Source organism: Arthrobacter sp. GAS37 (assembly GCF_044908325.1).
Lineage (GTDB): Bacteria > Actinomycetota > Actinomycetes > Actinomycetales > Micrococcaceae > Arthrobacter > Arthrobacter ramosus.
This window is the reverse complement of the sequence record NZ_JBIYDB010000069.1, coordinates 1-11,974: the sequence shown is the minus strand read 5'-3', so window position 1 is coordinate 11,974 and position 11,974 is coordinate 1. Positions and strand designations below refer to the sequence as shown.

Here is an 11,974-nt window from a genome sequence, read left to right as displayed (position 1 = left end):
CGCGGCCCCCCCCACCCCCCCCCGTGCGGCGGGGGGGGACCCAACCCCGGGTGTCGCCCCCACCGCAAAAAAATCCCCTGTTTAAACCCCCCGGGGGGCCGCCCCCCCCCCCCTGGGGGGCCGGCCGCCGTCGTTGTTCGTTAAGACTGGCTAGAAGCCTTCCGGCTGCCACTCACCGGTGACCAGGTAGGTCACCTTGCGGGCAACAGAGACGCCGTGGTCGGCGAAGCGCTCGAAGTAGCGGCTGGCAAGGGCCACATCCACTGTCGTGGCGGCAGCCTCGGCCCAGGCGGGATCTGCGATTGCCCTGAAGACGCTCAAGTGCAGGTCGTCTACCCGGATGTTGAGCTTGAGGATGTCCCGGGCAACTTCCAGGTCGCGTGACTCCAGGAGCAGGGTGACCTTCTGGACGATTTCGAGGTCGAGGCGGGCCATGTCCTTGAACGTTGCCGTCAGCTGCTCGGGGATGACCGTGGCCGGGTAGCGCAAACGGGCCAGCTGGGCCACGTGCCGGGCGAGGTCACCCATGCGCTCCAGGGATGCGCTCATCCGAAGGGAGCCAACAATCATCCGGAGATCGCTTGCCACGGGGCCCTGGAGGGCCAGGATGTCGATCGCCCGTTCGTCGAGGCCGTTCTGCAGGAAATCGATCCGGGCGTCGGCGGCAATGACATCCTGGGCGAGATCTACGTCGGCACCTTCGAATGCGGTGGTCGCGTTCTGGATCGCCTCAGTGACCAGTTTTGAGATCTCGATGAGGTCCTCACCGACCTGGATGAGCTCCTCCTGAAAAACCTTGCGCACGGTGGCGTCCTCTCCTTGGAAATCTCCTCCGCACCCTTCTGGCGGCGCGAAAATCATCACAGCTAACTACGGTCCAACTAGTAAGGGTGGCAGTGGTCAATGAACGATTGCGCACCTTTAGGTGAACGTTAGCTGAATCGGGGCCGTTTGGTGACCGTTCCATATTTTGCAGTGTTTTGAGCGCATAAGCTAGATCCGTGGATCCAGTGCTCATCGGTGTCATCGCAGGTCTAGTCGGCCTGTCGTGCGGCGTCTTTGGCGTGCTCGCGTTCAGGCTCAGTGAACGGCAGCGAAAGATCGTGGATCTGGACGTCACGGAGCCCCTGCTTCCGGAGGGAGCCGCGGAGGTGCTGTCCGTCGTCGGACGCGCTTTCGTGGTGGTGGACGCGATCGACGGCGTGGTCCGGGCCAGTCCCGCGGCCTACGCATACGGGCTCGTGAGGGGCCACACGGTGGTGCACAAGCAGTTGCTGGACATGACCGCAAAAGTGCGGCGCGACGGCGTGATCCTGGAGAAGACTTTCGAGTTGCCCCGCGGTCCACTGGGCAAGGGAACGATTGTGGTGCAGGTGCGGGCAGCCATGCTCGGATGGGAATATATCGTCCTCCTGGCCGATGACCGTACCGAAATCACCCGGACCGAAGAGATCCGGAACGACTTCGTGGCGAACGTCTCGCACGAACTCAAGACGCCGGTGGGTGCTATCTCCCTGCTGGCTGAGGCGCTTGAGGCAAGCCCGGACGACGAAGAAGCCGTGCGTCGCTTCGCGAAGCGCATGCACAAGGAATCGACACGCCTGGCCGCACTGGTGCAGGACATCATTGAGCTGTCCCGGCTTCAGGGCGCCAACGTGGCACAGCAAGGGCACGCCGTGGATATCAATACGGTGATCGCCGAGTCCGTGGATCGTTCGCAGCTCCCGGCCGAGCTCAAGAACATCAAGATCGTAGTCGGCGGACGCTCGGAAACAATGGTGTTCGGCGACCAGGACCTGTTGGTGACCGCCTTGCGGAACCTGATCGACAACGCCATTCGTTATTCGCCGGAGAACACCCGTGTGGGAGTTGGGGTCCGCGCCAAAGAGGGCGTGGTGGCCATTTCCGTTACAGATCAGGGTGAGGGTCTCAGCCCCGAGGACCAGGAGCGCATCTTCGAACGCTTCTACCGCGTGGATGCGGCGAGGTCCCGGCAGACCGGGGGAACAGGTTTGGGACTGAGTATCGTCAAGCACGTAGTGTCCAACCACGGCGGCGAGGTCACCGTCTGGTCCCAGCCAGGCCAAGGTTCCACTTTCACCATCCGCCTTCCGGAAATGGAAGGCCAGGAGGACGACGACGCCGGGGCGAAGCCCCGAAACGTGATTCAAACGACGGGCGCTGTGCGCGCCCTAGAGCAAGGAGCTGGCGCTTGAGCAGGATTCTGATCGTGGAGGACGAAGAGTCGTTCAGCGACCCCCTGTCCTACCTATTGGGCAAGGAAGGCTTCGATGTCCAGGTTGTGGACAACGGCAGTGACGCCTTGGTGGAGTTCGACCGCAACGGGGCCGATTTGGTGCTGCTGGACTTGCAGCTTCCGGGGACCCCTGGCACTGAGGTTTGCAGGCAACTGCGCCAGCGTTCCAGCGTCCCGGTCATCATGCTGACGGCCAAGGACTCGGAGATCGACAAGGTGGTTGGCCTGGAGCTCGGCGCGGACGACTACGTCACCAAGCCGTACTCCTCCAGGGAACTCGTGGCGCGGGTGCGTGCTGTGCTGCGCCGGCAAGGCGAGCCGGAGGAACTCATCACATCCACCGTGCAGGCCGGTCCGGTGCGTATGGACATCGAGCGGCATGTAGTGAGCGTCAACGGCGAACAGGTATCGCTTCCGCTGAAGGAATTCGAACTCCTTGAGATGCTCCTTCGCAATTCGGGCCGGGTGCTCACCCGCGGACAGTTGATCGACCGCGTCTGGGGTTCCGACTATGTGGGCGACACCAAGACCTTGGACGTCCATGTGAAGCGCTTGCGCAGCAAGATCGAGCCTGACCCCTCGGTTCCCCGCTACCTCGTGACGGTTCGGGGCTTGGGCTACAAGTTCGAGCCGTAGGAAGCCGCGCGGGTAGAGCACCCTGCTAGAGCAACAACGAAAAGGAAGGGCTCCCATCGCGGGAGCCCTTCCTTTTGTCTTTGTGGCGCCGGGCTTGTTGCCGGCCCGAGCGGCGCAGGCCGCTGGCGGGCTAGTGGCCGGTGGCGCTCGGCGTCGGGGTCGCGCTGCTGCTTGAGCCGGTGGAACCGCTGACCGAGGGGCTCGGAGAAGCGGAAGCGGTGGGGAGGTACTTCGCGTATTCCTTCAACGAAGCATCCAGGACCGGGAACTGCACGGTCCGGGAATCGGAGCCGGTCTTGATGGTCACGGAAGCCATGGAACCAGGGGCTCCGCCGCTCGTGCTGAGAACTGCGGCGTCCGTGCTCTCGTTGAGGTAGGTCTGGGACTTGGCCTTGACCGGAATGGTCGCCTGTGACCCGCCGGCGCCACTGATGGTCAGGGTTGCATCGCTTGAGGAGGTGTTGAACACGGCACCAATGACGCGTCCGGGCTTGTTGGCATCCGTGGAGACGATGAGCATGTTGCGCAGCTGAAGCGGACCGAGGTCTTCCCTGACGCCGTCAGACGGAGAATACTGCTCGTTGGTCTGCTGGGGGTTGATATAGCCACAGCCGGTCACGGACAAGAGACCGATGCTGATGGCGGCCGCCGCCATCGCCAGTTTGCCGCGCTGGACACGGTTCATCGCAGTAATGCGCACGACACGTACTCCTCTAAGAGTCATTGGAACACTTTTCAGCCATAGCCTATCGGCAAACTAGCAGGAACAAGGATTCCGATCACCATTGTGGCGGCCCTCCGGAAGGAGTAGGGTCATCCGGAACGCTGTGTCCTATGCACTTTTATGCCCTCCCGTCAAGAGGGTGCCGGAGGGCCGAAAAGGCCATTTTCCGCGTATTTACAGGGCTCGGGACCCCTTTCCGTGCCAATCGTATGCCTTAAGCGTGATAAACTGGTCTGCGGGAAAGGGGAAAGTCCACATGGTTTTTGAGGTCGGCGAGACAGTAGTTTACCCTCACCACGGTGCAGCAAAAATTGAAGAAATCAAGATGCGCACTATCAAGGGCGAAGAGAAAATGTATCTCAAGCTCAAGGTGGCTCAGGGTGATCTGACCATTGAAGTTCCAGCAGAAAACGTAGACCTTGTTGGGGTCCGCGACGTAGTGGGCAAGGAAGGCTTGGAGCACGTATTTGACGTTCTCCGTGCCGAGTTCACTGAAGAGCCCACCAACTGGTCCCGTCGCTACAAGGCAAACCTGGAGAAGCTTGCTTCCGGCGACGTCATCAAGGTTGCAGAGGTCGTCCGCGATCTTTGGCGCCGTGATCACGATCGCGGCCTTTCCGCAGGTGAAAAGCGAATGCTGGCCAAAGCCCGTCAGATTCTGATTTCAGAACTGGCATTGGCTGAGAAGACCGACGAAGAGAAGGCCGCAAGCGTTCTCGACGAAGTTCTGGCTTCCTAACAGAGATTCAAAGATTTGAACCCCGGTGGCAACCTGCCGCCGGGGTTTCCATTTGCCCAAAAGCCTTACTGCTCGTTCCAAAGCCCAAGTAACTCGCAGTAGGTGTCGTTCTGGGCGCTCAAAGCGACACCTAATGCCAGCTAGTTGGGCGGGTGGGCACCACGTAGGCTTGGGCGCATGACTACACCATCCCAGCGCGAGGCCACCGCCGTCGTCGTCGTTGCGGCAGGCTCGGGGGAGCGCCTTGGCTACGGCATGCCCAAGGCGAAAGTTCCGCTGGGCGGCGAAACGATCCTCACCCATGCCCTTCGCGGCGTCGCGGCGGCGGACGTTGCCCGCCAGATCTGCGTGGCCGTCCCCGCAGGGGACCTGGAGCTGCGCGAGCTTTGCGAGGAATTCCGGCAGGAACTGGGCGTTGACGGTCCGCTGATCACAGTGGTCGACGGCGGATCCACCCGTGCCGCTTCGGTCCGCGCCGCCCTTGGGGCGGTCCTTGAGGGAACGCGCGCCGTGCTGGTTCACGACGCCGCGCGTGCGCTGACTCCCGAACGTGTCTTCCATCGCGTTGCCGTGGCGCTCTCGTCGGGCGCCAAGGCGGTTATCCCCGCCATTCCGGTGGTGGATACCGTCAAGATGGTTGCCGAAACTGACGGGGACGACGCCGGAATCGCACCGGAGATCGTCACCGGAACCGCCCCGCGCGAACAACTTCGTGCGGTGCAGACTCCGCAGGGATTCGACTTTGAGACTTTGTTGCGCGCCCACGCAGCGGCCGCGACGTTCGACGATGAGCAGGCGGCGGCAGTCACGGATGACGCCATGCTCGTCGAGCTCCTGGGCGTGCCGGTCCACGCGGTGCGGGGCGCCAGCCAGTCGCTGAAGATCACCACGCCGTTGGATCTCATCATTGCCGAGGGTCTGCTGGAAGGGCCGCTCGGAGTCCGCTGGGTGGAAGGCTGATGGCAGCCTCGCAAAACGCGGCCATGATTCTGCCGCGCACGGGCATCGGGGTGGACGTGCACGCCTACGCACCTGAGAACGATCCGCAGCCGTTATGGCTCGGCGGGCTGTTTTGGGAGGGGGAACGCGGACTGTCAGGGCATTCCGACGGCGATTGCGTCGCCCATGCAGCCGCTGACGCGCTCTTCTCCGCTTGCGGCATTGGTGATCTCGGCACGCATTTTGGCACCGACCGTCCCGAGTTCGCAGGTGCGTCCGGGGTGAAACTCCTGGGGGAGGCGGCCAGGATTGTCCGGGCTGCCGGCTTTGAGATCGGCAACGTGGCAGTGCAGTTCGTTGCCAACAGGCCAAAGTTCGGGCCGCGGCGTGAAGAGTCGCAACGTGTCCTCAGCGCCGCCGCAGGAGCTTCGGTCAGCGTCACTGCGACCACCAGCGATGGCCTCGGTTTCACAGGGCGTGGCGAGGGCATCTCCGCCGTCGCCACTGCACTCGTCTACGCCGTGCCGGCAGCGCCCCAAAGCGAAAGCGACTAAACAGCGATAGATGGTGTGCAACGAAGCCAGATGGTGCGCATCCGCTAATCTGGAGCGGTGACCCTGCGCTTTTACGACACTGCATCCGCCGAAGTCCGCGACTTCGTTCCCCTTGAAGCCGGCAAGGCCAGCGTCTACTACTGCGGTGCCACGGTGCAGGGGATGCCGCACGTGGGGCATGTCCGCTCGGCGATCGCCTTCGACCAGTTGACCCGTTGGCTTGAATACCGAGGCCTGCGTGTCACCGTTGTCCGCAACGTCACTGACATCGACGACAAGATCCTCGCCAAGTCGGCGCAGTCGTTCGGCCCGGATTGGGCAGAGGAACCCACAGCCAAGGCCGAGGAAGAATGGTGGGCCCTGGCCTACCGCTACGAACAGGAATTCGAGCAGGCCTACGACGTCCTCGGAGTTTCCCGCCCCACCTACGAACCTCGTGCCACCGGCCACATCCCGGAGATGCACGCCCTCATTCAAAGGCTCATCGACCGAGGCCACGCTTACCCTGCGCTGGACGACTCCGGCGACGTCTATTTCGACGTCCGCTCCTGGAGCAAGTACGGCTCGCTGACCCGCCAGAACATCGACGACATGCAGGGAGCCGCCGACGTCGAGCCTCAATTCAGCAACAGGAAGCGCGACCCGCGCGACTTTGCCCTGTGGAAGGGCTACAAAGACGGGGAGCCGACGACGGCGAGCTGGGTTTCGCCGTGGGGAACCGGCCGGCCGGGTTGGCATCTTGAATGCTCAGCTATGGCCACGAAGTACTTGGGCCAGCAGTTCGACATCCACGGCGGCGGATTGGACCTCCGCTTTCCGCACCACGAGAACGAGATGGCACAATCGCAGGCTGCGGGTGACGCGTTTGCCAACTTCTGGCTGCACAACGGCATGGTCACCTTTGAGGGCGAAAAGATGTCCAAGTCGGTGGGCAATACGGTGAGCCCCGAAGAAATGCTCGAGCTCGCAAGTCCGCGCGTTGTCCGGTACTACCTTGGCCAGGCGCAGTACCGCTCCATCCTGGACTACCGGCCAACCTCGCTTCAGGAGGCCGCGGCTGCCGTGGAGCGCATCTATGGTTTTGTCGCGAAGGCTTCCAAGAAGTTCGGCGGCGACTTCGCCGCGCACCCTGAGTCCAGCCCTGTGCCCGATGCCTTTGCTGCTGCCATGGATGACGATCTCAACGTCCCGCAGGCCCTCGGCGCCCTGCACGAGACTGTCCGGGCCGGGAACACCGCTTTGGCGTCCGGGGACGACGCCGGGGCCGAGCAGGCGCTCCAGGCCGTGATGGCGATGACCACCGTGCTTGGGCTGAACGACCTCCGCGGCGAAGTCCAGGAGAACTCCGAGACTGCCCAGGCCCTTGAGGTCCTCGTGGAAGCCCAGCTGCAGGCGCGCGCCGAGGCGCGGGCCAACAAGGATTGGGCGGCTTCCGACGCGATCCGCGACACTCTCGCGGCAGCCGGCATCGCCGTCGAGGATGGCGCCGATGGCGCCAGTTGGAGCCTGAAACGGGACTGACATTCCGCCGTCGTCCCGATTTAAGTTGATTCAGTAGACTTGATTGCAGACGTACTCAACACAATCAAGGGTGGAATTCATGGCCAACAACGGTCGCCGGGCTGTCAAGAACAAGAAGGGCCCCACCACTGGAACCGGTGGCCACGGTCGAAAGGCCTTGGAAGGCCGGGGTCCAACCCCCAAGGCTGAGGACCGCGAGTACCACAAGGCGTACAAGAGCAAACAGCTTGCCGAGCGATCCGCGGCCAAGCGCGCGGCCGGGGGCGCCAGCCGCTCCAACCCGGGCGCCCGCTCAGGCCCGAAGGGCCGCGCTACCGAGGAAGTAGTCACCGGGCGCAACTCCGTGGTGGAGGCGCTGCGCGCCGGAATCCCCGCGAAGGCGCTGCACGTTGCCATTCGGATCGAGATGGACGACCGCGTCAAGGAGTCCCTCAAGCTCGCTGCCGAACGTGGCATCCCGCTGCTGGAAACCGGTAAGCCCGAGCTGGACCGCATGACCGAAGACGCCGTCCACCAGGGCCTCGTACTGCAGATCCCGCCATACGAATACCAGGACGCCTACGACCTCGCCGAAGAGACGGTCACCAAATGGAAGAAGGGGTACATCCCCAACGCGCCCCTCTTCGTTGCGCTCGACGGCATCACCGATCCCCGCAACCTGGGCGCCATCATCCGCTCCGTTTCCGCCTTCAGCGGCCACGGCGTGATTGTCCCGGAGCGCCGCTCAGTCGGCGTCACCGCTTCGGCTTGGAAGACCAGCGCAGGCGCGGCGGTCCGCGTCCCCGTGGCCCGGGCGGCCAACCTGAACAACGCGCTCAAGCAGTTCAAGCAGATGGGCATCTTCGTGCTGGGCCTGGATGGCGACGGCGACGTCTCGCTGCCGGATCTCGCGCTGGCCACCGATCCCGTGTGCATTGTTGTCGGTTCCGAGGGCAAGGGCCTCAGCCGCCTGGTCCGCGAAAACTGCGACCAGATCATCTCCATCCCGATCGACTCCGCCATGGAATCGCTCAACGCCTCCATGGCCGTGGGCATCTCCCTGTACGAAATCTCAAGGCAGCGCGCCACCAAGTAGCTGGTTGGGTGGCGGCACAGCCGCCGGCCGCGCCGCCAACGCTCGCTCACTTATAGCGCCAAATACAGCAACGCTCGCTCACTTCTTTTGGTGAGCGAGCGTTGCTGTTCCCTTTAGAAGTCCCTTTAGAAGTCGCGGCGGTTCGCCAGGACCGGGAGCTTGACCCGCGCGTCCTCGACGACGGCGGCATCCAGCTCCGCGAACAAGAGGCCGGGTTCGGCGTCGAGCTCTTCCAGCACGTTTCCCAAGGGGGACACGACGACGGAGTGCCCCACTCCGGTGGGCGCCGCACCCTTGGGTTCACGGCCCTGGGTCACGGGGTCGCCCTGGCCGCAAGCAAGCACGAAGGTCGTGGTGTCGATCGCCCGGGCACGCGCGAGCAGCTTCCACTGTTCCGCCTTCCCCGGCCCGGCTCCCCAGGAAGCCGACACGATATTCACGGCGGCTCCGCGGTCGGCATTGGCGGTGAAGAGGGCCGGGAAACGGATGTCGTAGCACGTGGTCAGGCCAAAGGTGAGGCCTCCGGCGTCGAACGTCACTGGATCCGTGCCGGCGTCGACGGTGTCCGATTCCGCAAAGCCGAAGGCGTCGAAGAGGTGGATCTTGTCGTAGCTGGTGTCCACTCCGGGCCCGGTGGCGATCAGGGTGTTCCGGACCTTGCCGTTGCTGCTGCCGTCGGAGGCCAGCCCGGGAGTGAACATTCCGGCCACGATCACGATCCCAAGATCCTGGGCGATCTTCCGCACCTGGCTGGCCCATGGCCCGTCGAGGGGCTCGGCGATGTCGAGCAGGGAATTCCCGAACGCCCGCATGGTCGCTTCAGGGAATACCACGAGTTCGGCGCCGCCCTCCTTGGCCCGGCGGGCGTAGTCTTCCAACAGGATCAGGTTGTCTGCTAGCTCGCGGCCGCTGATGAGTTGAGCAAGAGCGATTCGCACAATTACCTCCACATTGGTGTATAGCCAAAGTATGCAACGAGCGCGCTGAGGATACGAACTCATGCGCGCGGGCGGGCGTATTCGGCGCAACCGACACAATCCGCTCAAACCACCGGTTTCACGAAAATCGCAACGAGCCGGGTGATTCGACGTTTCAGCAGGTGAGCGGCTTGTTTGCGTTCGCAGGGGCCGCCGGCTTGGTTCCGACCGCCGGGCGTGGGCACTGTCATATGGGCCGCGGGCAGGGGAGAATTGGCGTCGGAGACTAAACTCTCAACTAATGGTTATGCCGATTTTTGACACAGCATCTACAGTGGACGCCTCGCGGCCGTCGCCGCTCGGGCTGAGTGTTCCGCTGCCTGGGAAGTCCGACCGCGACACCCCCTCGCCGGACCGGGTCAACGTCGCCGTGTGGGCCCCCGGACTCACACGAGTCGAAATCGCCTACAAAGCCCCCGGCGACTCCTGGAAAGTCCACACGCTGCCCAACCTTGAGGACGGCGTGCACCACGGGATCGTGGACGGGCTGCCGCCAGGCACCCGGTACGGCTTCCGCGCAGCAGCCCACGACGACGCGATTCCATTGTCGGTTCCTGCTCCGGACTTTGACGCCGACGACGCCGAGCAGCTGTTGCTGGATCCCTACGGTCAGGCGGTGCACCAGCGCCGAGAGCTGCTGACCTCCGTGCGGATGGAATCGGCTTTCGATTGGGGCGACGATCGCCCGCTTCGCACGCCGTGGCGGGACACCATTGTCTACGAGGCGCACGTCCGCGGCCAAAGCATGCTGCACCCGGACATCCCCGAGCACCTCCGCGGCACCTACGCGGGCATGGCACACCCCGCCATGATCGAGCACTTCCACTCATTAGGGGTGACGGCCGTTCAATTGCTGCCCATCCACTTCCACATGGACGAGCAGCACCTGCAGTACTTGGGCCTGACCAATTACTGGGGATACAACACCGCCGCGTTCTTTGCGCCACACGCCGACTACGCCACGCAAGCCGCCCAGCAGGCGGGCCCCCACGCCGTCCAGGACGAATTCAAGGGCATGGTGAAGCTCCTGCATGCAGCGGGGATCGAAGTGATCCTCGACGTTGTCTACAACCACACGGCGGAAGGCGGGCCCGACGGCGATACCTCTAGTTTCAGGGGCCTGGGCGAGCGGCAGTACTACCGCCACGATGCCCACGGGCGTTACCTTGATACGACCGGCTGCGGAAACACCCTTAACTTCGCCGAACCCAGGGTGGTGGACCTGGCCATTGATTCGCTGCGGCATTGGGCGGACGAATTCCATATAGACGGCTTCCGTTTCGACCTTGCCGTGACGATGTGCCGCAATGCGGGCAATGAATTCGACCCTGAGCACCCATTCTTGAAAAGGATCGCCCAGGACCCGGTGCTTTCCAAGACCAAGCTCATTTCCGAACCATGGGATGTGGGCTATGGCGGCTGGCAGACCGGGCGGTTCCCCGAGGGATGGGTGGACTGGAATGATCATTTCCGCGACGGCGTGCGCCGTTTTTGGCTCTCAGAGCGGGCCGCTGCCGACGGCGGGATGTCCGGAAGCACCATGGGAGATCTCGCCGACGCCTTGACGGGCTCGGCCCGGGTCTTTGAACCTTCAGGACGCTCCAGGCTCGCCTCGCTCAACTTCGTCACGGCCCACGACGGCTTCACCCTTGCCGACTTGGTGTCCTACGACCGTAAGCACAACGAGGCCAACGGCGAGCAAAACCGCGACGGGCAGACCAACAGCCTCAGCTACAACCACGGATTCGAAGGCCGCACGGAAAATGAGACAATTCTCGCTGCCCGTGCCCTTTCGAAGCGGAACCTCATGACCACGTTGATGATCTCCATTGGCGTACCCATGATCACCGCTGGCGACGAGCTCGGACGCACACAGCAGGGAAACAACAACGCCTATTGCCAGGACAACCCCCTGACGTGGATCGACTGGACCCAGACACCCGAATCGCATGACATGCTGCGGAGCACCAAACGGGTGATACGGCTCCGGAAAGAGTTCCTGCAAGCCCAGGACGCCTGCTTCCCGGACAGCGGGACGGGCCTGGATTGGTTTGATGAAAAAGGCCAGCCCATGACGGCGGCCCGTTGGCACGATCCCTCCCTGCGGATTGTGCAGCTCTTGGTGAGCTCTGAGGGCGGCGGTTACCGCGGCTTGATCGTGATCAACGGCAACAAGGATGACAAGAAGGTCGTCCTGCCCAAACTGCTCGCCGAATCGGGAACGGGGAGCCGGATGTTCGAGCTACGCCTGACGACGTCCGAGCTCAATGACCGCAGGCAAGGAGCGCTGGTCGCGGCAGGCGAGCGGGAAGTCGTCCAAGGCAACACCATCAACGTCTACCGCACCTAGGGACACCGCGAAGAGCTATCAGCCACGCCGTCAACGAGGTCTTCCCGCAGTAGCGCGACTGGCTGGGCGGGCGATGCCCGCCTAGCCAGCTTGTCACTACGCGTTGACGATCAGCCCCAGTTCGGCCTTCGAGGCCAGGGAGGGGTGCTTCGGGAAGACCCGGACGGTGTAGCCGAAGGATCCGGAGCGGTTGATCAGGATG

11 protein-coding genes are annotated in these 11,974 nt (G+C 63.4%); 8 read left to right on the top strand and 3 right to left on the bottom strand.

Features of this window, described 5'->3' with window-relative positions; genetic code table 11:
• Positions 1-150: 150 nt before the first annotated feature.
• Positions 151-804, bottom strand: a complete 654-nt coding sequence (gene phoU, locus ABH924_RS24430) for a phosphate signaling complex protein PhoU (protein ID WP_234752529.1) — start codon at positions 802-804, stop codon at positions 151-153.
• Positions 805-1,010: 206 nt separating this feature from the next.
• Between phoU and ABH924_RS24425 the strand changes: the two genes are divergently transcribed.
• Together ABH924_RS24425 and ABH924_RS24420 are read left to right on the top strand one after the other, a co-directional pair.
• Positions 1,011-2,216, top strand: a complete 1,206-nt coding sequence (locus tag ABH924_RS24425; RefSeq protein WP_234752558.1) for a cell wall metabolism sensor histidine kinase WalK — start codon at positions 1,011-1,013, stop codon at positions 2,214-2,216.
• On the top strand, positions 2,213-2,893 hold the full coding sequence (locus ABH924_RS24420; protein WP_059388662.1) for a response regulator transcription factor: 681 nt from the start codon (positions 2,213-2,215) through the stop codon (positions 2,891-2,893). The genes ABH924_RS24425 and ABH924_RS24420 overlap by 4 nt, the downstream gene beginning before the upstream one ends.
• 130 nt (positions 2,894-3,023) lie before the next feature.
• On the opposite strand, the gene ABH924_RS24415 is transcribed toward ABH924_RS24420, so the two are convergent.
• Positions 3,024-3,578: a hypothetical protein gene (locus ABH924_RS24415; protein ID WP_404503061.1), complete on the bottom strand. Its 555-nt coding sequence runs from the start codon at positions 3,576-3,578 to the stop codon at positions 3,024-3,026.
• A gap of 295 nt (positions 3,579-3,873) precedes the next feature.
• On the opposite strand from ABH924_RS24415, the gene ABH924_RS24410 reads away from it, so the two are divergent.
• The 5 genes from ABH924_RS24410 to rlmB all read left to right on the top strand — a co-directional run bounded on the left by ABH924_RS24410 (position 3,874) and on the right by rlmB (position 8,445).
• A complete protein-coding gene (locus ABH924_RS24410; protein WP_011690592.1) occupies positions 3,874-4,356 on the top strand; it encodes a CarD family transcriptional regulator in 483 nt (160 codons plus the stop codon).
• Between the two features lie 177 nt (positions 4,357-4,533).
• Positions 4,534-5,316, top strand: coding sequence for a 2-C-methyl-D-erythritol 4-phosphate cytidylyltransferase (gene ispD / locus ABH924_RS24405; RefSeq protein ID WP_234752530.1), 783 nt, complete (start codon positions 4,534-4,536; stop codon positions 5,314-5,316).
• A 23-nt stretch (positions 5,317-5,339) separates the two neighbouring features.
• Positions 5,340-5,849, top strand: a complete 510-nt coding sequence (gene ispF / locus ABH924_RS24400; protein WP_404503059.1) for a 2-C-methyl-D-erythritol 2,4-cyclodiphosphate synthase — start codon at positions 5,340-5,342, stop codon at positions 5,847-5,849.
• 57 nt (positions 5,850-5,906) lie between these two features.
• Positions 5,907-7,370 carry a cysteine--tRNA ligase gene (cysS, locus tag ABH924_RS24395; protein WP_404503056.1) on the top strand — a complete coding sequence of 488 codons (1,464 nt, stop codon included), beginning with the start codon at positions 5,907-5,909 and terminating at the stop codon, positions 7,368-7,370.
• Between the two features lie 79 nt (positions 7,371-7,449).
• The gene (gene rlmB / locus ABH924_RS24390; RefSeq protein ID WP_404503054.1) at positions 7,450-8,445 is read left to right on the top strand and encodes a 23S rRNA (guanosine(2251)-2'-O)-methyltransferase RlmB; all 996 of its coding nucleotides are present in this window, start codon (positions 7,450-7,452) and stop codon (positions 8,443-8,445) included.
• Positions 8,446-8,570: 125 nt separating this feature from the next.
• Here rlmB and ABH924_RS24385 read toward each other — a convergent pair whose 3' ends face one another.
• On the bottom strand, positions 8,571-9,383 hold the full coding sequence (locus ABH924_RS24385; RefSeq protein ID WP_404503052.1) for a carbon-nitrogen hydrolase family protein: 813 nt from the start codon (positions 9,381-9,383) through the stop codon (positions 8,571-8,573).
• Positions 9,384-9,663: 280 nt separating this feature from the next.
• On the opposite strand from ABH924_RS24385, the gene glgX reads away from it, so the two are divergent.
• The gene (gene glgX, locus ABH924_RS24380; RefSeq protein ID WP_404503050.1) at positions 9,664-11,772 is read left to right on the top strand and encodes a glycogen debranching protein GlgX; all 2,109 of its coding nucleotides are present in this window, start codon (positions 9,664-9,666) and stop codon (positions 11,770-11,772) included.
• Positions 11,773-11,974 lie beyond the last annotated feature (202 nt).